The 21,502-nt window shown below is 60.3% G+C and carries 24 protein-coding genes; 23 read left to right on the forward strand and 1 reads right to left on the reverse strand.

Translation table 11 applies throughout. From position 1 onward, the window contains the following. Positions 1 to 2 precede the first annotated feature (2 nt). The 23 genes from FHT75_RS07745 to FHT75_RS07855 all read left to right on the forward strand — a co-directional run bounded on the left by FHT75_RS07745 (position 3) and on the right by FHT75_RS07855 (position 20,113). A complete protein-coding gene (locus FHT75_RS07745; protein WP_183851477.1) occupies positions 3 to 224 on the forward strand; it encodes a hypothetical protein in 222 nt (73 codons plus the stop codon). Continuing rightward, positions 224 to 1,540: a phage portal protein gene (locus tag FHT75_RS07750; protein ID WP_183851478.1), complete on the forward strand. Its 1,317-nt coding sequence runs from the start codon at positions 224 to 226 to the stop codon at positions 1,538 to 1,540. Before FHT75_RS07745 ends, FHT75_RS07750 begins: the two co-directional genes overlap by 1 nt. Then, a complete protein-coding gene (locus tag FHT75_RS07755; protein WP_183851479.1) occupies positions 1,537 to 2,913 on the forward strand; it encodes a hypothetical protein in 1,377 nt (458 codons plus the stop codon). Before FHT75_RS07750 ends, FHT75_RS07755 begins: the two co-directional genes overlap by 4 nt. Before the next feature lie 77 nt (positions 2,914 to 2,990). Continuing rightward, positions 2,991 to 4,391: a phage major capsid protein gene (locus tag FHT75_RS07760; RefSeq protein WP_183851480.1), complete on the forward strand. Its 1,401-nt coding sequence runs from the start codon at positions 2,991 to 2,993 to the stop codon at positions 4,389 to 4,391. A gap of 65 nt (positions 4,392 to 4,456) precedes the next feature. Next, positions 4,457 to 4,930, forward strand: coding sequence for a hypothetical protein (locus FHT75_RS07765; RefSeq protein ID WP_183851481.1), 474 nt, complete (start codon positions 4,457 to 4,459; stop codon positions 4,928 to 4,930). A 4-nt stretch (positions 4,931 to 4,934) separates the two neighbouring features. Then, the gene (locus tag FHT75_RS07770; RefSeq protein WP_183851482.1) at positions 4,935 to 5,720 is read left to right on the forward strand and encodes a hypothetical protein; all 786 of its coding nucleotides are present in this window, start codon (positions 4,935 to 4,937) and stop codon (positions 5,718 to 5,720) included. An 11-nt stretch (positions 5,721 to 5,731) separates the two neighbouring features. Further along, on the forward strand, positions 5,732 to 6,022 hold the full coding sequence (locus FHT75_RS07775; RefSeq protein WP_183851483.1) for a hypothetical protein: 291 nt from the start codon (positions 5,732 to 5,734) through the stop codon (positions 6,020 to 6,022). Then, positions 6,019 to 6,219, forward strand: a complete 201-nt coding sequence (locus FHT75_RS07780) for a hypothetical protein (RefSeq protein WP_183851484.1) — start codon at positions 6,019 to 6,021, stop codon at positions 6,217 to 6,219. The genes FHT75_RS07775 and FHT75_RS07780 overlap by 4 nt, the downstream gene beginning before the upstream one ends. Position 6,220: 1 nt before the next feature. Next, positions 6,221 to 6,622 carry a hypothetical protein gene (locus tag FHT75_RS07785; RefSeq protein WP_183851485.1) on the forward strand — a complete coding sequence of 134 codons (402 nt, stop codon included), beginning with the start codon at positions 6,221 to 6,223 and terminating at the stop codon, positions 6,620 to 6,622. Between the two features lie 3 nt (positions 6,623 to 6,625). Beyond that, complete coding sequence (locus FHT75_RS07790) at positions 6,626 to 7,273, forward strand: head-tail connector protein (protein ID WP_183851486.1); 648 nt, start codon at positions 6,626 to 6,628, stop codon at positions 7,271 to 7,273. After that, complete coding sequence (locus FHT75_RS07795; RefSeq protein ID WP_183851487.1) at positions 7,270 to 7,596, forward strand: hypothetical protein; 327 nt, start codon at positions 7,270 to 7,272, stop codon at positions 7,594 to 7,596. Before FHT75_RS07790 ends, FHT75_RS07795 begins: the two co-directional genes overlap by 4 nt. A gap of 10 nt (positions 7,597 to 7,606) precedes the next feature. Beyond that, positions 7,607 to 8,311 carry a hypothetical protein gene (locus tag FHT75_RS07800; protein ID WP_183851488.1) on the forward strand — a complete coding sequence of 235 codons (705 nt, stop codon included), beginning with the start codon at positions 7,607 to 7,609 and terminating at the stop codon, positions 8,309 to 8,311. Continuing rightward, the gene (locus FHT75_RS07805) at positions 8,311 to 8,766 is read left to right on the forward strand and encodes a hypothetical protein (RefSeq protein WP_183851489.1); all 456 of its coding nucleotides are present in this window, start codon (positions 8,311 to 8,313) and stop codon (positions 8,764 to 8,766) included. The genes FHT75_RS07800 and FHT75_RS07805 overlap by 1 nt, the downstream gene beginning before the upstream one ends. A 59-nt stretch (positions 8,767 to 8,825) precedes the next feature. Then, positions 8,826 to 10,055, forward strand: a complete 1,230-nt coding sequence (locus FHT75_RS07810; protein WP_183851490.1) for a phage tail tube protein — start codon at positions 8,826 to 8,828, stop codon at positions 10,053 to 10,055. A gap of 20 nt (positions 10,056 to 10,075) precedes the next feature. Beyond that, positions 10,076 to 10,282: a hypothetical protein gene (locus FHT75_RS07815; RefSeq protein WP_183851491.1), complete on the forward strand. Its 207-nt coding sequence runs from the start codon at positions 10,076 to 10,078 to the stop codon at positions 10,280 to 10,282. Positions 10,283 to 10,382: 100 nt separating this feature from the next. Beyond that, positions 10,383 to 10,811: a hypothetical protein gene (locus FHT75_RS07820; protein WP_183851492.1), complete on the forward strand. Its 429-nt coding sequence runs from the start codon at positions 10,383 to 10,385 to the stop codon at positions 10,809 to 10,811. Then, positions 10,763 to 11,173 (forward strand): hypothetical protein, encoded by a 411-nt coding sequence (locus FHT75_RS07825; protein ID WP_183851493.1) that lies wholly within the window; start codon positions 10,763 to 10,765, stop codon positions 11,171 to 11,173. The genes FHT75_RS07820 and FHT75_RS07825 overlap by 49 nt, the downstream gene beginning before the upstream one ends. Then, on the forward strand, positions 11,166 to 14,327 hold the full coding sequence (locus FHT75_RS07830) for a phage tail length tape measure family protein (RefSeq protein WP_183851494.1): 3,162 nt from the start codon (positions 11,166 to 11,168) through the stop codon (positions 14,325 to 14,327). The genes FHT75_RS07825 and FHT75_RS07830 overlap by 8 nt, the downstream gene beginning before the upstream one ends. Further along, positions 14,324 to 14,677: a hypothetical protein gene (locus tag FHT75_RS07835; RefSeq protein ID WP_183851495.1), complete on the forward strand. Its 354-nt coding sequence runs from the start codon at positions 14,324 to 14,326 to the stop codon at positions 14,675 to 14,677. The genes FHT75_RS07830 and FHT75_RS07835 overlap by 4 nt, the downstream gene beginning before the upstream one ends. Continuing rightward, positions 14,674 to 15,177 carry a DUF1833 family protein gene (locus FHT75_RS07840; protein WP_183851496.1) on the forward strand — a complete coding sequence of 168 codons (504 nt, stop codon included), beginning with the start codon at positions 14,674 to 14,676 and terminating at the stop codon, positions 15,175 to 15,177. Before FHT75_RS07835 ends, FHT75_RS07840 begins: the two co-directional genes overlap by 4 nt. Positions 15,178 to 15,179: 2 nt before the next feature. Then, positions 15,180 to 15,584, forward strand: coding sequence for a C40 family peptidase (locus tag FHT75_RS07845; RefSeq protein ID WP_183851497.1), 405 nt, complete (start codon positions 15,180 to 15,182; stop codon positions 15,582 to 15,584). A 9-nt stretch (positions 15,585 to 15,593) separates the two neighbouring features. Continuing rightward, entirely contained in the window at positions 15,594 to 19,241 is a 3,648-nt protein-coding gene (locus tag FHT75_RS07850; RefSeq protein ID WP_183851498.1) for a host specificity factor TipJ family phage tail protein, read from the forward strand. After that, positions 19,238 to 20,113 carry a hypothetical protein gene (locus FHT75_RS07855; protein WP_183851499.1) on the forward strand — a complete coding sequence of 292 codons (876 nt, stop codon included), beginning with the start codon at positions 19,238 to 19,240 and terminating at the stop codon, positions 20,111 to 20,113. Before FHT75_RS07850 ends, FHT75_RS07855 begins: the two co-directional genes overlap by 4 nt. Before the next feature lie 252 nt (positions 20,114 to 20,365). Here the strand turns inward: FHT75_RS07855 and FHT75_RS07860 are convergent, their stop codons facing one another. After that, positions 20,366 to 21,496 carry an acyltransferase family protein gene (locus tag FHT75_RS07860; RefSeq protein WP_183851500.1) on the reverse strand — a complete coding sequence of 377 codons (1,131 nt, stop codon included), beginning with the start codon at positions 21,494 to 21,496 and terminating at the stop codon, positions 20,366 to 20,368. Positions 21,497 to 21,502: the final 6 nt, after the last annotated feature.

The raw sequence follows: 21,502 nt of genomic DNA on the forward strand, positions 1-21,502 counted from the left end.
TGATGCATCGGCTGATGCCTGCGCTGAGAATGGTGGCCTTCGCGCTGCTTGCGATCGCGAACTTCGCGTTCCGCCTCTTCGGCGCCCGCGATTATATGCTGTTTGCTGGCCTCGGCCTGATGGCCTACGGCCTGAAGCTCGTCTACGAGCCGGCGGCCTACATCGCCCCTGGCGTGGTTCTTGCAGCTGTTGCGGTCGCCATCTCCTTCAAGGGGGCCAACTGATGGGTTTCCTCGATCGGGCGCGCGAAGGGTCGGGATACGTCGAGAAGTCCAGTTCGGCCGGCGTGCCGTCCAGCGGGCTGCTTCCGACACTCGGCTCGATGTCGTCGGCGGCCGGCGTGACGATCAGCCAGGCGACGGCGATCACCGTTTCGACTGTTTATGCGTGCGTCATGGCCCGCGCCCTCGACTTCGCTCGGTGCACGCCGCGTATCCTCTCGATTAAGGATGGGCGCAGCGGCGAGCCGAATACGGCGCACGCGGCTGCAAAGATCATGAAGCGGCCGAACTGGGTGCAGACCTGGTTCGAATTCGCCGTGCAGATGGAGGCGGCTTATGTGCTGCGGAACAACGCCTATGCCATCATCTTGCGCGACGGCAGAGGTGTTCCTCAGTACATGCTGCCGGTCAACCCCGACAACGTGCAGGTCCTAGAGGCTGCTGATGGCGAGATCTTCTATCAGGTCAATCGCCAGGGCCTTTTCCAGATGTGGGCGCTCGGCCAGCTGCCGCTCGCCATTCCGGCGGAGGATGTGTTTCACCTTCGCGGGCTGACCTTCAACATGCTTGTGGGCATATCGACGATCGGCATAGCGCGCGATGCAATCGGCCTCGCAATGGGCCTGGAGCAACAGGCGTCGCGGTTCGTTGCCAACGGCGCCCGCCCGGGTGGGGTGCTGGAATCGGCGAAGAAGATCTCCGCTGACACGGCGAAAAGATTGCGTGAGCAGTGGGATTCGCTGCGTTCGGGCATCCAGAACGTCGGCCGTACCGCCATCCTCGAGGATGGCCTGCAGTGGAAACCGATGCAGTTGACTTCGGTCGAGCTGGAGTTCATCGCTCAACGCAAAATGTCGGTCGAGGACGTCGCGCGTTACATGCGCGTTCCCTTGTATCGCATTGGCGTCACGGGCGAACTTGGCAAGGCCAAGCCCGAGGATCTCGACACATCCTATGTCAACACGGTGATCATGCCGGATGTCGAAGCATGGGAACAGAAATTCGAGCAGATGTTCGATCTGGAGAAGGATGGGCTTCAGGCCGATCTCGACGAGCGAAACTTGCTGCGGGCCTCGGAATCGACACGGATCAACAATCAGCGCCTGGCGATCATGTCCGGCCTCGAAACTCAGAATGAGGCCCGCAAGGACAACGGCCGGCCGGCCAAGAAGGGTGGCGACGAGCTGCTGCGCCCGGTCAACCTCGCCGCCTCCGGCTCCGATATGTCGGGCACTGCGCCAGACGGCGCGGGGCGTCCCACTTCCGGCACTCTTCCCGACCCGGGTGCCGCCAACTCTTCCGAAGGGGAAGTCGAATGAATTTGCTGCGAAAGGTCTACAGCGCCCCAGTTGAGACGGTCGGCGACAGACAGGTTCGGGTGATCATCTCGACGGATGCCGTCGATCGCGACGGCGAGATCATCGAGAACAAGGGTATCGACACGGCAGCCTATATGGCGAGTGGCGCCGGAACGGTTCTCTGGAATCATAATCCGAACATGCCGATCGCCAAGTGCGTCGAGATCGCCAAGGAAGCTGGCCTGACGAAGGCCCTCGTCGAGTTTCCGCCGGAAGGCGAAGATAGCGAAGCGGATCTTTACTACAGCAAGATCAAGTTCGGGTCCGTTTCCGGCGTCTCGATTGGTTTCCTGCCGATCGACGCCGAGCCGCTCGATAAAGGCAACCCGAAGAAGGGGCCTCAGAAATATCTCAGCTGCGAGCTGATGGAATTCTCCTTCACGCCGGTGCAGTCCAACCGCGGCGCCGTCGTCGTCGCACGCTCCGCTAAACATGAGCCGGAAAACTGGAAGGTCGGCGCTTCCCGCAACCTGCCGGTGATCGAGGATTCCGAATGGGATGATGAGGTCGCCGAGAAGAGCATTCTCGCCCATGCCGATTTCGACGGCGACAGCCCGGACACGACCTTCGCCCGCAAGGGTTTCCTGGCCTATGACGCGGCCAATGCCGAAGAGGTCGGGGCCTACCGTGTCCCGTTCGCCAAGATGGTCGAGGGGCGCCTGACCGTCACCAGATCCGGCCTCAAGGCCGCTTCGTCCTGGCTCGACAAGGCCAGTCTTCCGGAAGACGTGACCGCGAAAGCGCGGGCCGTCATCAACCATTACGAGGCCAAGATGACCGAGAAAAGCACTCCCAAGTCTGTGATGAAGGCCGGCGCGCCTGTCAAAATCAAGGGGCTCTATCACGTCAGCGAGCTCGCGAGCATCTTCATGAACCTCGCCTGGTTGCGCGATTCCGTCGACTGGGAAGCGGCCTGCGAAGGTGATGGATCCTTGCTGCCTGCGCAACTGGCGGAGATCATGCACAACGTTGCGGACGCGCTGATCGCGATGACGGCCGAAGAGGTCGCCGAGGTCCTGGCGAAGCTTCCCGAGGATGGCGCTGATGTCACCAAGGGTATCTGCGCTGACAACGCCGCCCCGATCGTCAAGGCGATCGTCGGCATGAATATCAAGGCGGGCCGGAAATTCTCCGGCCAGTCGATTTCGACATTGCTGGATGCCTGCAAGTCCATCAAGGATGGGCACGACAAGATTTCCAGCATGCTTGACGAAAGCGCTTCCGACACGGAAGGCGCCGAAAAATCCGCCGCGGCCGACAGGGTCAAGGCAGCCGATCTCGCGCGGCAAAAACGCTTGCGCGAAGTCGAGGTCCTGCGGCTCGCCGCAGTCTAGTCCCCGGCGACAGGCTGGCATCCCATCACCGTTCAATTCCCGCGCTGCTGACGCTGCGCCCTGGAAAGGATTTACCCATGTCTAAAATTGCAGAGCTGCAGCAGAAGCGCAGCAAGGCTTACGATGCATTCAAGGCGATCGCTGAGAAAGAGGATTTCAATCCGGATACGGACAGCGCCGCATACGAAGAGGCCCGGAAGGCCGTTGCCTCCGCCGATGCGGAAATTGTGCGCGCCAAAGCCGTGCTCGAACTTTCTGCCTCGACCGCCCAGCCGGCGGCTGATCAGGAAAAGGTACCGGCAGCTGTCGAGACCGATCCTTACATCAAGGAAAAGTCTCTGATGCTGGGTGGCGTCGCCAAGATGATCGGCCGCGGTGGCGGTGACGTCTACAATGCGCAGCGCCACGCCAAAGAAGCCTATGGTGAAAACCACCCGGTGACCAAGGCGCTCATGGTTTCCACCGCCGGCGCCGGTGGCCTGCTTGTGCAACCCGACGTAATGAACGAGGTCATCCCGCTGCTGCGGGCGGCGGCCGTCGTTCGTGGCGCCGGTCCGCGCAATATTCCGATGCCGCGCGGCACGATGACGCTGCCCGGCCAGAACTCTGCCGCCACCGCTTCGTATGGCTCGGAGACGAAGACCATCGCCAAGTCGCAGCAGTCGCTCGGCCAGATCGTCGCCAGCTACAAGAAGCTGACTGCGCTGGTGCCGATCTCGAACGACATGATGCGCTATGCCGACCCGGCGATCGACGCCTTCGTGCGCGACGACCTGATCAAAGTCATGGCGCTGACCGAGGATCGCAACTTCCTGCTCTCCGACGGTGCCCAGGACACACCGCGCGGCTATCTCTCCTTCGCGAACGGCTGGGTCGCTCGCGGCGGCGGCACGGTCGGTGTCTTTAGCAAGACGGCCGCATCGACGCTCGCCGTGAATGGAGCCGATCCGCAGGATTCGACCGGCGGCAACTTCATCACGTCGAGCTCGTCCTATACACTTGCAACCGTTGCTGCCGAACTCGGTGGCGCGGTCAACCGTCTCGACACGGCCAACGTTCCGGATTCCAAACGCGTCTGGTTCATGCACCCGCGTTCGTTCAACTATCTGTTCAACGTGCAGAATTCTCTCGGCGTCTATGTCTACCGCGACGAGCTTACCCGCGGCACGTTGCTCGGTTATCCCTTCAAGAAGTCGACGCAGATCGGCGCGAATTATTGGGATGCCACCGGCACCAACAAGGACCTCTCGTTCGTATTCCTGACTGAGATGACCGAAGACATGATCCTCGATTCGATGCAGCTCGAACTCGCAGTGTTCCGCGAGGGCAGCTACGTCGACGAAAACGGCAACACCATCTCGGCCATGGCGAACGACCAGACGATCATCCGTGCCATCGCCGAGCATGATCACCAGATCCGTCACGACGCCGCCGTCGCCGTGATCCAGGCCGTCCGCTGGGCTCCGGCCATCTCGTAACCTCATGACGATCCCGCCGGCCCGGAAACGGGTCGGTCTCGTCCATCTTCACAAGGAAAATCGACATGACTTCGACGATTGTCACACAGCACAATATCGGCGGCCTTGGCTCGCTGAAGCGTCTCTCCGCCGGGGCTTCGGCAGTCGCTGCCGGCGCCGGCGACGCCACCACAACGACCGGCGTCACCATCGACCGCATGGGCTTCGGAATCGGCTCCATGCCGAACTCCTTGGCGGCGGCCGTGCTCTGGGATACGGTTCTTGCAACTGGCAAGACGCTTTCGATCGGCTATGCCGTGCAGGACAGTGCCGACGGCACCAACTTCTCGGACTATCAGACAGCCGCGGCCGCCGTGGTTGCCACGGGCTCGACCGGGGCATCTGCGCTCGCCGGCGAACTGCAGGTGGACGTGGATCTTCAGAGCGCCCGCCGGTTTGTCCGGTTCAACTCGCTGCCGGACCTTTCCGCGACGCAGACCGATACGGCCGTGACACGCGCCGCCGGCTTCTTCGCCGGTTTCGATCGCCTGCCGGCATAACAGAATGACGGCGCTCCCCGACGCGCTGGTCGGATCGGCCTCCATACAGGCCGATCCTCAGCTTCAAATCCGGCTCGATCGCGCCAGGTCGCGATCGCTGATGATCTGCACGCCGATCGCACGCAATCCGGCGTGGGAATATACAGCGAGCATCTGCTCGACCCTGCTGTTCCTTCGCGACCAGGGTATCAACTGCACGTTCCAGTTCGTTGTGGGCAGCTCGGTCGTGCACAAGGCGCGCAACGAACTTGTGGCTCACTTTCTAGCGTCTCCCTACACCGACATGCTGTTCATCGACGATGACATGCAGTGGTCTCCGAACGATGTGCTTCGCCTCCTGGCGTCCGACAAGCCGCTGATCGGTGGTGTTGGCCGAATGCGGGTGCAAAAGCCGAACAGCGATCCTGCCGTGTGGTGCTGGCGTCCGATCATGGGTGCCGCCGGCTATGCCATTCAGGACGAGATGGGCGCGGTTGAAGTGCTCGGGTTCGGCGCCGCCTTCATGATGATCAACAAGGTGGTTTTCGACCGGATGATTACCGAGCATCCGGAATGGAAAAAATCCGGTCCCGATGATTGGGCGCCTGAGATCCGGCAGCACTATTTCGAGTTCTTTCGCCAGAACCATGAGGGCGAGCCCGGCGAGGTCAGCGAAGATTATGTCTTCTGCGACCGCTGGCGCCGACTGGGCGAACATGTGTGGGTCGATCCGACCATCAGTCTCGGTCACATCGGATCGTGGAATTTCCGGGGCTCGGTCTCCGAAACGATGAGCCAAGCCGAACAATAGAGGAAACTGCCATGGATACCTCCATCGAAATTCGCCGCCTGCTCATCACGGCGGCGAGAGAGCTTTCGGCCCGCGACGGCGGGGCTGCGACGCGTGCTCACCTGATCGGGGCTTTTGGAGGCCTCGGCGCCATCCTCCGTCAGGAGTTCGATCGCGCTATGGCGCATGGCCCCGAGCATCTCGATGACGACGGCGAGCTGCTGGCGGCGCAGGCCGCCGAGAGCAAGGATATCGCCCAACCCGCCACCAGCGCCAAAGCAGCCAAGACGCCGCGCGCAAAGAAGAAGGATATCCCGGCATGAAGCTCGTGGACCTGACAACCGATCTGCGGCCGTGGCGGAAGGGGGACTCGGTTCCCTTGCCGAACGATGTCGCGCGGACCCTCGTCGTTAACGGCGAGGCCAAGAACATGCGGCCGTTCAAGCCGGGAGCGCACGCCGCACCGCAGCCGGTTGAGCGGCCGAAGGGAACTTACCTGACCAAGGGCAAGGACGCCTGACATGAACCTTCTCAATCTTGCAATTGCAGCCGCCGGGTCTGCTGTATCAGCTGCGACCAAGTTCAACGCCGCGCCGCGCAATCTCGCGGTGCAGGCGAAGTTCAATTATGGCTCCGGCGGCACGTCGGTCGACGTCTATCTGCAAACGTCCCTCGATGGCGGGCAGACCTGGATCGATATCGCCAATTTCCACTTCACGACGTCTTCAGCGACGGCGATCTTCAATCTATCGGCGGCTACCCCGAAGACGACGGCCGTGACGCCGACCGACGGCAGCCTTGCTGCCAATACCTGCGTCGACGGCATCCTCGGCGCTCAGTTCCGGACCAAAGTCGTTTCCGTCGGCACCTATGCCGGCAGCACGACGATCGCCATCGACCTCGTGACAGACCAGGCGGCTTGACCAATGGGCGTACGGGTCATTTCGACTGTGGTGACGCCAGCCGTTGGCGGCTATGACCTGACGACCCTCGATGTCGTCAAGGACGAGATGTCGATTACCGGCAACGCTCAGGATGCGACGCTGACGCGTTACATCAAGGCGGCGTCGGCGACGATTTCGCAGTTCTGCAACCGAGTGTTCCAGAGCGAGACCATCAAGGATGAATTCTGGCCGGACCGCGAGCCTTATGCCTACCAGGTTGCCGGCGCCGTACCGAGCCTGCAGCTGTCGCGGTGGCCGGTGACGTCAGTGACTGGTGTGACTGAGAACGGAATTGACCTGACGGTCGACGTCGACTTCAGGGTGGACAAGGCGAATGGCTCGCTGGTGCGCCTCGACGGGTTGGCATATCCCTGCCAGTGGCTGGCCTGGCCGATCGTCGCGACTTATACCGGCGGCTTCGCCGAGATCCCCGGCGATGTTTCCGATGCGGCTGTTCGCCTGGTCAAGGCGCGCTATTTGGCAAAGGGTCGGGATCCTTTCCTGCGGTCTGAAAGCATTCCGGATGTGCGCGATGTCAGCTACTGGATCGCGACTGGCGCCGACGCTGGCGCCCTGCCGCCGGATGTCTCCGACATCCTCGAAAACTATCGCCAGCCGGTGATAGCATGAGCGCTCCAGAGATTGCGGCGCTCGATCGCGCGCTTGCGCGTGCCGGCGAAACCATTGTCCTTCGAAAGTCCAATGCGGCCTCGCCGTCGATTCAGATCATGGCTCATGTTCGGAAGGTTTCGTCGGACGAGATCGATGGTACGACCATTCGGCAGAACGACAGGAAAGTGATTATCTCGCCGACTGGCTTGGAGGACTTCGGGCTGCCGCAGGCCGGCGGATTTGCGCTGATCGACAACGAGCCGCACGCCATCATCGGCAAGCCGGATTACATGAAGATGGCGGATACTGTCGTTCGCATCGAGATGTTCGTGAAGGGCTGACAGGGCGAGGATGGCAAAGCTCACGATGGGCGAGACAATCCGCATCCTCAAGCAGGATACGGAGAAGTTGACGCAGCAGCTGATCGTCAGCACGGCAAAGCGCGAGCATGCGGCCATCATGGGTGAAGAACCAAGGCCCTCGTCCTTCATAAGGATCGTTGACGGCGTGGCCGGCGCTACGGAAGAGCGGGTGAAGGCGGACGGCGTCATCATCTATCAATATCAGCGGATTGCGGAGATCGTGCAGTTCGCCATGGAAACGCTGTTCGATTTCTCGCCGGTCCTGACGGGCGCCTATCGGAATGCACATCAGATGCTGCTGAACGGAAGGGCAGTCGCAAATCTCGCCAATTGGCGCTCGGGCGACGAGGTGATGCTTACGAACACACTGCCATACAGCCGCAAAATCGAAGTCGGCCGCATGAAAATGAAGGTTTCCGGGAGTTCTGAGGTCTATCAGCAGGCTCGCCGAAAGATCACCTCCCGCTTCGGGAATGTCGTCAGCGTCCAGTTCACCTATCGTGCGGTGATCGATGGCGCCGGCGTCAATCAGAGCAAGGCGGCGTCATCCGGCGCGTCGTGGTGGCTCGGCCACGATGGAGCGGAGCGTGCCGCGTCCGGCGTGCTTGAAAGCGCGATCGCGAAGAGACACGGCAAGACCGCCCACAATCAAGCCGACCGGCGCTTCCCGGTCATCATCATTACGGAGCGTTGATGGCTAGCTATGCTGGGGCTGAAGCTGCGATCCGCGCCAAATTGGTGGCGGAATGGACGCTGACGCGCATCGCCTTTGAAAATGAGGTTCCTGCCGATCCGTGGCCGCCTGTCGACGGCGACGCGGTACTGCAGCCATGGGTCAACCTCGAAATTCGTTGTTTGTCGTCGGAGATCTACGGACAGGGCAAGCAGGGAAGCCATCCTTACCAGTACCTCGGGATGATCTTCGTGCACGTGTTCGTTCCTGTTGGGTCGGGCACCGAGCTCGCGAAGCAGTATGGCGATCAGATCGGCGAGATCTTCCGGCGCAAACAGTTCTACGACAGCGTTTCGCCGGGCTGCTACCTGCGCACCGAAGATCCGTTCACGGCTGGCGGCGGAAGCGCATCCGACGATGGTAATTGGTTCGGCGCGACCATGACCTGCGCCTTCATCTATTGGCACCGCGGCTAGAGCGGTTCGGTTTCAACTTCCATCAACCCGCCTGGACGCGGACATCAAGGGAGCCTTCGATGGCCTATTCTGAACAATGGAACGGCTATGTCGCCATCAAGGCGCAGGGCGCAAAGGGAACACCTGCCAGCGGCGCCGGCGCGCTGCTGCTCGGCACCTCGGGCGGCCAGGGCGGTCAGCTGACGAAGCAGTCGATCAACTCGAATATCGTCCGCCAGGACGGTCAGCAGTTGCGCGGCCGTCACGGCTCGCGCCGTACAACCGGCGTCTACAACAGCGAGCTCGCTATCGGCCGCGCGGACCCGATCTGGCAGGCGATCATGCGCAGCACATATTCCGCCGCCGATCTGGCCATCACTCAGGTCGACATGACCAGTGTCACGACGACGACAAGCACGATCGTCGCCGCCGCGGGCGACTGGATTGCCAAGGGGCTGCGGGTCGGCGACGTCATCCGCGCAACAGGCCTCCCGGATGCGGCGAATAACAGCCAGAACCTTCGCATCGTCGGGCTGACATCGTCCGTCATTACCGTGGCTGAGACCTTGGTCGCGAATGCATCGCCGGACACGGCTTTCAGCATTGTCCGTCCCGGTCGCATCCTCATCAACGGCGCAGCGGGCGCGATGACGCGCACCTACTTCACGATCGAGGAGTATGAATACGATCTCGACAGCTCCGAAGTGTTTTCTGACGCGCGCTGGACGCGGGCGGCGCTCCGAATGCAGCCCGATGGTCTGCTCGACACCGAATACGGGTGGACTGGTACCGGCGCCATGAGCACGGCGACCGGCGCATCTGCACCGGTGTTTACGTCGCCGACAGACGTCACAACGCTTTCGCTGGCCGCGACCGAGGCGACGATCCGCCTGGGCTCCACCGACGTCGTCGACATCACCTCGTTCGACATCGCCTTCGACCTGCAGCCGAATGCGCCGAGCACCATCAGCCCCGGCGGCCTGGCGCCCGATGTCTTCACGGGTGTCTTCCAGACGTCCATGAACCTGACGATGCTGCGCAAGGACCTCCAGGCGCTCGCCGATTTCAGTTCCGAGGCGCAGTTCTCGCTGCATGTCCTCGGGCAAGAGAACGCGGCGGCGCCGGCTGCCTTCTTCTCCGTGTTCGTGCCGAATTTTACGCTGGGCAGTGTGGCAAAATCCGCCCTCAGCAAGGCGGGCGGCGCCCGTACCGTCACGATCGGGGTTCCTGCCGAGCTCGTCGGCAAGGATACACGCGGTGGCGCCTATGACGCCACCATGGTGAAACTGCAGGTCAGCAACGCGACCTGAAACTCCAGAAGGAGATCCAGATGGAAGCACTTGAAAAGGCCGTGCGTGATGCCGCCGAAACGCTCCAGCAGGCAGTCGATAAGGCAGTTGCGGCCGGCTACGTGGTGGTCTTTCCGCAGGCGGCGGGTCAACCCGTGACCGCCCTCTCGATCAGTTCGACTGCAAAGGTGGTCGAGGATGTCGCAACGGCAGCCACCCCGTCCGAGGCGGGCAAGAAAGCGAAATAGCAGGAATCGGCACCGAGAAGCCGATTAAAAATTGCGCGCAATGCGGAGGGGCGTTTCTCGGCGCCCCTCCGCTCTCCTTCCCGAGAAAAGGACAGATACAATGGACAATGCAGTTGAACTCGACGGCTTTCTGCCCACGGATGTCGCCGTCATCGAAATCGAGCGAAACGGCACGCCGACCGGCTGGAAAGTCACTCTGGCCGGCCCATCGCATGAAAAGTCGATCGCATGGAGCGACGCGGCAGCCCGCAAGGGCCTGCTCAAGCAGAAGCAAATCGAGAGCGCCCAGGTCAACGGTAAGAAGTATAAGCCGGACGAGATCTCGCCCGAAGAGGCACGGCGCGATAACGTCGCGTGGGTCGTCGCACGGATCGTCGACTGGACGCCCATTAAGATCGGCGGCGTTCTCTATGACGTCTCGAAGGCCAGTGAACTTCTGATCAAGCCGGAGATGGGCTGGGCCTATTCGCAGATCGTCGATTGGCTGGTGGAAGACAAGGCTTTTACACCGCGCTCTGCGACGAGCTGATCGCTTTCGCCGAGCGCCGCTTTGCGCTGAACATCGTCGGCAAGGACGGGGTGACGCATTTTGATCGGGTGAAAGCTCTGCTGAAGCGGACCCGGAATCCGGAGAAAAGGGCGAAGCTGGAGGCGGAAATAAAGCTTCCGTCCTTTCCCCAGCCTCTCGCCTATCTCTGGACAGCTTATCATCGCATCCGCCGCCGCAAGGGCGTCGGATTTGCCGGCCCCGAACCGATCGGATGGTCGGATATTGAAGCCTTTAACCGCATGACGCGCATGCGGCTCGCCCCATGGGAAGTCGAGGTGATTGAAACCCTCGACAATCTCTACCTCGATGCCAAGGAAACGGATCTAGACGACGATGGCTGATCAACGCGATCGCAAGATTGTCGAGCTTGTTATCGATGCCTCTGGCGTCGAGGCTGGCGAGCGCCGTGTGGCTCTCGCTTATGATCACCTCGGCGAGCGTGCCGCGGCTGCGCAGGCGAAGGCGACTGCTGCTATCCAGCAGTCAATGCGCATCTATGAAAACCAGCTGCCGCAGTCGATCGAGCGGACGGCTGCGGCTTATGACCGGCTCCGATCGAAGACTGATCCGGTTCTTGCTGCGCAGCTGAAGCTCGAATCCGAAATGACGCGGTCCCTGCAGGTGATCAACCGCGCCGTCCTTCAGGGTGTTACGACCCAGCAGGAGGCTGAGCAGCAGGTTCTTCGTCTGCGTAACCAGCAGGTCGAGCAACTGGACAAGGTTCGTCTTGCGCATGAGCGACTGAACGAAGAGCAGAAAAAGGGCGCAAACGACAACTCTGCGCAGGGTCGCCGCCAGATCCTCGGCTACCAGGCCTTCGACATAAGTCAAGGTATCGCATCAGGCACGCCGCTCAGCATAATTGCAGCGCAGCAAGGCCCGCAGATTGCCCAGCTATATGCGGGTCAAGGAGGCGTTAAAGCCGCTCTCAGCGATGTGGCCTCTGTCGCGACGGTAGCCGTATCCAGTATCGGCGCACTGCCGCTTGCATTGGGTGCGGCCGGTGCAGCGGCGATCATGTACGCCAAGAGCAGCGAAACCTCGCTGAAGAATGCCGACCAGCTGCTGCAACAGCATCAGGCCAACGTGAAAGCACTGGCCGAAGCCTACGGCGTGGCAGAACGTAGCGCACGGTCCTATTCGGATGCGGACCGGGCTGTTTCGCGGGCATCGACGATTGGTAGCCTCGCCGAGCAGCAGAAGCTGCAGGTGCAGGCGGCGCGCGAGTTGCGCGAACAGTTTGGCACCATGCAGACCCCTGGCAAAGGTGGGCAGGCGTTCTTCAATCTCTCTCCAGATTACAAGCCGTTTGAGGACGCATTCCGCGGGCTCGACAGCGGCATTCGCAGCGGCCGGATCGAGGGGGAGAAGTTCATTGATACGATCTCGGAAATCTCGAAGGTTAACCCTCAGTACGAGGAGTTTGGCAACAAAATCCTCAAGGCTGCCCAGCAGTTTCTGCAGATCAATACAGAGATCACAAAAACCAAGGATCTTCTGACGCAGATCGGCACCTTGCCGCCGCTAGATCCGTTGGGCGTCTTCAGTCCCATTCGCGATGCGCAGGCTCAGGCCGACCGGACGCCATCGCTCTTTCAGCAACAGCAGAACCGCCTCGCCGCCATCAGGCAGGAGGCTGCTGCGCGCTCTCCAGCCGAGCGCGAGGCTGCGGCGCGCGCCTCCGCGGCTGCGCAGTTCAACGAAAGGGAAAGCACGACGGATCGCGACTACAGGATCGATCTCGCGGGCATGCAAGCAAGAATTGCCGCCGAACATCAACTGCTGGAGGCGCAGCGCGATCGTGCGCAGAACATGCAGCGAATGGTGCAGGACCAGCAGACGGAAATCGACCTGATTGGCAAGACCGGCGGCGAAGTTGTTGCGCTGCGCAAGGAATATGAGCTGACTTCGGCGTTGCGTATCGAGGCGGCAAAAAATGGCGTCGACGTCGACCAATCCGAACTGGAGTTGATCCGCCAGAAGGCGCAGGAACTTGGCAAGCTGACCGACGCCTATAACCGTGCCAAGCTGGCAAATGATCTGCAGTTCGAGCGCGAGCAAATCTTCCGTTCGTCTGAAGATCAGCAGATCGCCTCCCGGCAGCGCGGAGCCGGCTTGCCGGTCGACCTGATGTCGCAGGAAGCGCAGGTGATGCGTGACAACATGCGGATTCAGGAACTGCGCGATGGCGTGCGCGGCTTCTTCACCGATTTCCGCGACGGATTGATGCAAGGTGACAGCATCGGCGAGGCGCTCGGTAATGCGATCCTGAACGCGCTCAACAATGTTCTAGCGAAGGTGACGGACCGGCTGTTCGAACAGTTCGTCAATGCGATCGTTGGTACGGGGTCGAGCGGCGGACTGCTCGGCAGCCTGGGCATCGGTAAAATTGCAGCCAACGACAATTTCTCGGCCAATACAACGCTTGGAAAGCTTCTCGGTGCCGTAAACGACAACGTCGGGACGGCTCCGGTGACGCCCGTCACGCGTGCTCCTCTCGGCGATGTGGCCAGTTACATCGCGCAAGCGGCGACGCAGCGCGGGATCGACCCGAGCATCGCACTCGCTGTTGCTCGCTCTGAAGGTGGGCTGAGCAGTTGGAACCTGCAGTCCAACTATGTGAAGAACGGGGTGCGGGAAGCATCTTTTGGACCATTCCAGCTCTATAAGGGCGGCGGCCTTGGGAATGCCTTCATGTCGAAGACTGGACTTGATCCGGCCATCGCCGCCAATGGTCCTGCCGGCATCGATTTCGCGCTCGACTATGCCTCCAAAAACGGCTGGGGCGCATGGTATGGGGCAGGCAAGGCTGGGATCAGCAAGTGGCAGGGGATCGGTGCTAACCAGAACATGGAAAGCGCCGCCGATGCGGTCAACAAGCTGAGCTCTTCTGCCGGCGTTGCCACCAAAGGTCTCGATGGCTTGGGTGGTGGACTCAGCAACATGGCGCCGGCCGTCAACACTGCTGCGCAGGGGTTGACCAATCTTGGTGGCGGCCTCGGCCAATTCTCCCAGCAGCTGGTGGCGGCGGCGAACGGTGCCAACAGTCCATCAAGCTTCCTTGGTAGCCTTGGGAGCCTATTCGGAGGCATTTCGCCGACGAGCTCGATGTGGGCGCCGAATACGACGCTTGGCAGCTTCCTCATTCGCGGCTTTGCCGAAGGCACTGACTTCGCGCCTGGTGGCGTTGCAATGGTCGGGGAGCGCGGCCGTGAGCTGGTGAACCTGCCGCGCGGCTCGAAGGTGGTGCCGAATCAAAAAACCGAAGCATTGCTTTCCGGCGCCAGGAGCGCGGCGAATGTGAATGTGAATTTCAACGTGGTCAACAACAACGGGTCGAGCGTGAAAGCACAGCGGCGCGATACGAATGACGGGCTGCAGTTCGATGTCATTATCGACGAGGCCGTCGCCTCGAATCTGAGCACGCCTGGAACGCGCTCGCGCCGTGCCGTGAAGTCGCAATTCGGTCTTTCGGAAGGCCTTGCACGTCGATGACAGTTCCCTCCTGGCCCGCAGGCCTGCCGCAAGAATTCCTGCAAGACGGTTACTCTGAAGAGGGAGCTGACAATCTGCTCGCCTCTAATGTCTCTGTCGGGCCTGCCAAGGTGCGCCGGCGCACGACAGCGAATGTCCGGCCGATCACCGGCAGCATGATGATGATCGAGGCGCAATATCAAGCGTTCATTGACTTCGTGACCGATGACATCAAGGACCGCGCGCTCGCCTTCACTTTCCCTGATCCGCATGGCGGTTCGCCGTTGCTGGTGAGAATGCGCCAGCCGGCGTCGATCTCCTCGGTCGGCATCGACTGGCGTGTTCAAATCGCACTCGAGGTGCTGCCATGAGCCGGAATGTAAGCGATCGGTTCCGTGAGGTCGTCTATGCCCAGGAAACGGACGAGGTCGTAATTTGTCTCCTTACTGTGACGCATGAGGACCTCGGCACGCCGATCTACCTGTCGAGTGATCCAACCGAACGGCTTTCCGACGACCCGCTCATCTATGGGACGAACAGCCGAGGCAATGAATACCTCTTCTTGCCGTTCGAGTTCACCCTGCCTGACGACGATAGCGATAGCCCGCCGCGTGTCCAACTTAGCATGGACAACACGGACCGGTCCCTGGTTACGATTCTGCGAAGCATTGCGACGCCGGCGGACATCAAGGTCGAACTCGTCCTGGCCAGTGATTTAAGCACGATCGAGATCCAGCTGCCGGCACTTCAGCTTTCGGATGTGACTATGGACGATGGCAGGATCTCCGCCACGCTGGTCGCGGATGCGCTCATCAATGAGCCACACCCGGCGCAGCTTTTCACGCCTGGCAGCTTCCCTGGTCTATTTTGATCATGTCCAAGACAGCGAGCGACTTTGTCGGGATTCCATATGTGGCTCACGGGCGCGAATACGCCGGCGCGGACTGCTGGGGCATCCTGTTCCTCTTCTATCGAGATATGCTCGGCACTCCGGTGCCGGCATATTCCGCCGAGATGGATGCCAGGGAGTTCCGCCGCGGGGATATCGGCCCGTTGATCGCCGAGGAATGTGAGAAAAACTGGCGGCAAGTCGACGCACCTGTTTTCGGCGACTGTGTGCTGATGCGAGCGGGCCGGCATGACAGCCATGTAGGCGTCTTTCTCGGTCAAGGCCGAATGCTTCACAGCGAAGGGCCGGATGATCCGTCCGTCATCCAGCGCATGGGCGACATGCGCTGGCGAAGTCGAATTTCCGGGTTCTACCGGCTCAATCAATAGGGCAGATCAATGCAACTAGTATCGGCGCCGGCGCCGGTTGAGATCTTCGCGCCGGGCGAAGGCGTAGACGTTTATCTGCGTCGCTCGCCACTGCGCCAGCATCGCGAGCACATACGCGTGCCGGCCTGCCTTTCTGTCGCCGAGATCTTAGACTTTTGCGAAGTCGAACCGTCGAGGCTGTACATCACGATCAACGGCCACTCGATCAACCAGGCAAACTGGCCGCGCGTGCGGGTCAAGGCTGGTGCCTCTGTCGCGATCGTGAAGGTGCCCGGCAAGGGGATGCTTAAGAGCATTCTTGGCGCCATTGTGTCGATAGCCGCGGCGATTTTTGCGCCATACCTTCTCGGCGTGCTCGCGCCAGCCTTGGTCGGCACAGCTGCCGGCGCCGCGGTAACCGGTCTGATCGGCGCCGGCCTGACTGTCGTTGGCTCATTGGTGATTAATGCTCTGTTTCCGGTTGCCAAACCAAAACAGCAAGCGGCCGACAACACGAAGACGCTTTATTCCATTGGTGGCGCGCAAAACGAGAACTTGCAGTATGGCGCGGTGCCAGAAATCTTCGGTGTCCATCGTATCTCGCCCCCCAAGGCGGCCGGTGACTACACCGAGATCGTAGGTGACGACCAATACCTGCGGCAGCTTTTCTGCGTCGGCTACGGTCCCGTCGACATAAGCGACCTTAAAATCGCCGAGACGCCGATCAGCAAGTTCGAAGAGGCCACCTATGAGATCATCACCAACCACCTGACCCAGTCTCCGACGCTCTACACCAAGCCGGTGTACGAGGAGAGCGTCTCCGTCCTGCTCGATAGCGCCAGCGGGTGGATTCAGCGCACGACGGCCGACAATGTCGATGAAATATCGGTCGACGTCAGCTTTCCAAATGGGGTCTATCGGTACAAGAAGAAGAACGGCGAGAGAGTCCATTACGGCGTTAACATCGAAGTACACTACGCGGTGGCCGATAGCGGCGCGTGGGTGGCTATGGGCACTATTTCTGTCGTGGCCGCCTCTGCGCAAGCAGTCAGGCGCTCGCTCTCCGTGGCGGTGCCCCGTGGCCAATATGACGTGCGCCTTTGGAAATCATCGGCAGATTACTCTGGCGACGATACCGTATCTGAAACGGCCTACTGGACGGCTGTTCGTGGTCGCCGCAATGAGCCAGTGATCAGCTTCAGCAAGCCGCTGACGCTGATCGCCTTGAGAATCAAGGCTACGAATGAGCTCAACGGCACGGTCAATCAGCTCAACTGCATCGTTAGCCCGCGTATCCGATCCTGGAATGGCATTTCATGGGCGTCCAACCAGGTTACCCGGAATCCGGCAGACCACTTCAGGCAAGTGCTGCAAGGCAACGCAAACGCCCGTCCCGTTGCTGATGCTTCCATTGATCTGCAAAGCATTGAGGACTGGCATGCATACTGCGAAGCGCAGGGCTTCACGTTCGATCTGGTGGCGGCCGATCAGGTGTCGGTCTACGACCGCCTGACCCAAATCGCCGCAGCTGGTAGAGCTTCCGTTTCGTTCCGAGATGGCAAGTGGGGCGTTGTTTGGGATGTTGCCGGGTCCGACATCGTGCAGCATTTCACACCGCGCAACTCGTCCGGCTTCTCTTCGACAAGGGCCTATGCGGACCTGCCCCATGGCTTCCGCGTCAACTTCATCAATCGAGATAACAACTACCTCAACGACGAGCGCGTTGTCTATGATGATGGATACACGGCGGCCAATGCAACGAAGTTCGAAGGCCTCGACTTCCCGGGCGTCACGGACACCAAGCTGATCTGGCGTCACGGCCGCTACCACATCGCGCAACTTCGTCTGCAGCGCGAAACTTACACGCTGACGACCGACTTCGAGCATCTGGTCTGCACCAGGGGCGACCGGGTGCGCGTCAATCATGACGTGGTGCTATGGGGGCTGGGGGCGGCGCGCGTCAAGACGGTCTCTGCGGGCGGCGTTACGCTCGACGATACGTTCTCAATGGAGAGCGGCAAGGCATACTCGATGCGGTTCAGACTGGCCGACGGAACGTCGTTGGTTCGCACCGTTGCGGGCGTGGACGGCGAGTTCACCGCCTTCACGTTCTCCGACACGGGCGCGCTGCCTTCGGTTGGAGATTTGGTGCAGTTCGGCGAGAACGGCATGGAGAGCGTTGTTCTCCGCGTCAAGAGCATCGCGCCGCAGGCTGACCTGTCGGCCAAGTTGGAACTCGTCGACGATGCGCCGGCGATCTTGACGGCCGACACCGGAACCATCCCGCCTTTCCAGACGGGCACGCCGGCCTTGGTGGACTATCGCTCCTATGCGCCGACGGCATTGTCTTCGGTGGAAAGCATTTGGACAACAGCGCCACCGACGTCGGCTCTGATGTTGTCTTGGGTCGCTCCAGAGATCGGCAAGGTTACGGAATACATCGTTCAGTATGCCGTGAAGGGAACGACCAATTGGTCGAATGCCATCACTGTCGGCGCGCCCCAGGTGGAGCTGCGCGCACTCGATCCCGGCGCTTACAGCATTCGGATTCGGGCGATTTTCGCAAATGGTCAGTTGTCGGGATGGCTGAATGAGACTGTAGCTGCCGCCATCTTCGCAACCGCTCCAGCGGATGTAACGGGCTTTGCTATTGCGGTGACTGGTGACTTGGCAACCCTAACGTGGGATGCGATCAGCGCCGATACGGGGATATCTCACTACGAGATCCGGTACTCGCCTGTGCCGTCGGCATTGATAACATGGCAGTCCGCATCGATTTTGCGGTCGCAGGCCGCCGGATCGCAGGCGCAGGTAGCGCCGCTACGCGGCACATATCTGATCAAGGCGGTCAGTTATTCGGGTCTTCAATCCGCAAATCCGGCGGTGATCGTCAGCACAATAGATGGCCTTACCAGTTTCAATGCCGTGGAGGCCGCTCAAGAGGTTGCGCCGTTTGTTGGAACTAAAGACGGCACCTACTACAACGGTGTTGCTCTTATTCTTGATGTCGGCTCTGATGTCTTCGATCTGAATGACTTCTTCGAGGTTGATGATTTCTTCCTGCCGGAAGATAAATTTCTGCCATCAGGATACTACTACTTCGTCGATACGGTTGACCTGGGCGATATCTATACATCGCGCATTTCAGCCGAGATCGACGCGCATGGCGAGTCTTTCAGCGATGACTTCTTCGCGCTGACAGATGCATTCGACCCTGAAGACTTCTTCGGCGATGTCGGCAGCTCTTGGAATGTGTCTCTCGAAATCTCGGTGACCGATGACGATCCGGGCGGGACACCAGTTTGGTCCGACTGGGCAACGCTGGTCACCGGCGATGTTTCGGCGCGCGGCTTCCGCTTTCGAGCTCTCCTCGAGAGCAGTCAGAACGATGTCTCGCCGGTTGTAGATGGGCTGACGGTCACGATCGACATGCCGGACAGGGTGATCGCCGGAAACGATCTGGTGATCGGCACTGGCGGCGTCGCGATAGCGTTCAATCCAGCCTTCAAGCATCTGCAGGGTGTCTCGATCGCCGCTCAGGGCCTGGCCACCGGCGACTACTACGAAATCACCAGCAAAAACGAAACGGGCTTCACCATCATATTCAAGAATGCAGCCGGCGCCGCAATCTCGCGAACGCTCGACTACGTCGCAAAAGGATACGGGACTCTACAATGAGCCAAGCAACATCTTGGTCGGTGCCGCTCAGCGGCCCGGCGACGCCAACCACGATGGCGACCAGAATCGATGACAGCATGGATGCGCTTCTGTCGGCGCACTCTGGATCTGCTCGCCCAGCTTATGCTGTGGCGGGCACGATCTGGATTTCGACCGCCACGGCAGGGAAACTGAAAAAGTATCTTTACGACGGCACGAATGATCGCCTTCTTGAGACGATCGATATTGCGACCGGCGACATCACGCGACCTGGCGCCATTATGAGCGGAGTCATTCAAGATCTGTCTTTTGCTCCCTCGGCGGCGCCCACAAAGATAGCGCACTTCGACAATACCGCCATCACGGCAGGGCAAAACAGAGCGATCAGCATTCCGGATCGCAACATTACATTGGGAATGACGGTAGCTTCAAAAGTTACGCTTCCCTCTGCCGCATCCGTCGACTTTACAGGCATTCCATCTGGCGTTCGTCGGGTGTCCATAGATCTGGACGCCATCAGCACGAATGGCACGGCAGGGATAGTGATCCAGCTTGGGACGAGCTCCGGGGTGGAGACAACCGGCTACACTGGCGGGTTTGCAAACACGAGCGCCTCGGGCACGGGCGCGCAAGCAGGTCCGACATCCAGTCTGGAGTTGGGCATTCCGGGTGCTGCGTCGGATCTTATTACTGGCAGGATCACTCTCGAGCTTATCGACGCAACGAATAATAAGTGGTTAGCCACGGGGCATGCCGCTGCTCCCGCCGCGTCGCGCTTTCATATCATGGCGGGTGCGAAGGCGCTTGCCGCCGTTCTCGATCGCATCCGCCTGACAACGACCGGCAGCGACACATTCGACGCCGGCTCTGCCACCATCACATGGGAATTTTGATATGGCTCAACGCGCAGAGATAGACTTGCAGACGGGCGAGATGGTTCTTGTCGCCTGGACACCGCCAGAACCTGTTCCGCCGACCGTGGTCGACTATCAGACCGCGATCCAGGGCCTCGTCGATGAGACTGCGCGATCCAAGCAGTTCAATGACGGCGTGACGCTGGCAAGCTACAAGGACAGCACCAACCCGCTGTGGGCCGCGCAAGCCGTTGCGTTCATCGCGTGGAGAGATCAGGTTTGGTCCTACAGCTATGCTGAGTTCGAAAAGGTGCAGTCGGGAGAACGGTCACAGCCGTCTGTCGCTGGTTTCCTGGCCGAACTTGAGGTCATTACTTGGCCGGCTTGAACCTCAGATCGATCGCTGTCGCGGAAAAATCGTTGCAGGGAACGCATGGGCTGCTCGTAAAAATCATGAACGAGCTTTGCGAGCAGCACTGTGATCGGAGCGGATAAGACTGCCACCCACAGGATCGGTGCCGACGGCATGGCTGATTTCACAATCCCGAAAACGGGATAGTGCAGCAAGTACAGTGCAAAACTGATCTCACCGAGAAACGTGGCCAAGCGAGCGGCGACGCCGTCAAGGCGGGTGTTCGCGGCGACCCAGACGATTAACAGCGACGCCGCGATCATCACTAGCGAGATTGGTCCGCTGAGAAGTTGCTCTCGAGACGTCCCCAGGATCAGCGGCGCGAGAAACGTCACCAGCATCAATCCGACGATGCTCGCCGCTCTTACCCATTGTGTGCCTGGCACGGCCAGAGATGGCTGGAACGCCTTCGCCATGAAGATCCCGCCGACAAAGTACAAAATGAAGGTGACCGGCTGCGTATAGTAGAGCCAATTGTTCTCGCGCATTGGGCTGATGTTAAAAGTTGCGCCGACATAAAATCGGCTGATCACAAGCAGGACAAGAAACAGGACGGCAGTCGAGAGGGCCGACCTGAAAATCAGCAGAAACGGGAACATCAAGTAGAATACGGCCTCAATCCCCACGCTCCAGCCGCCAGAGACAATTGACATGTATCCGGGGAAAGTAAGGCCAGATAGCAATGTGGTGTTCAGCAGCCCATTCACGATGTTTGTGTCGGAAGGCCCGGCAGTGAACGTGCAGTACAGAGTGACAGCAGCGTAAAGCGGCACGATCCGAAATATTCGGGCCAGGTAAAAGCTTCGCGTGTCCATGTTCGACGATCCGTCTGTTCCATACATGTAGTAAAGCGCGAACCCCGACAGGATGAAGAAAATATAGACGCCGTATGTCCCTGCGGCGTTCTGCGGCCCCAAGCCCATTTCCCATGTGTAATGGCAGAGCATGATGGTGATCGCGCAAAGGCCGCGAACTGCATCAAGTCCCAATAGGCGACCTTTCGAAAGCAAGGTTGC

It is taken from the genome of Rhizobium sp. BK112 (assembly GCF_014193215.1).
In the GTDB taxonomy this organism is placed as follows: Bacteria; Pseudomonadota; Alphaproteobacteria; order Rhizobiales; family Rhizobiaceae; genus Rhizobium; species Rhizobium anhuiense.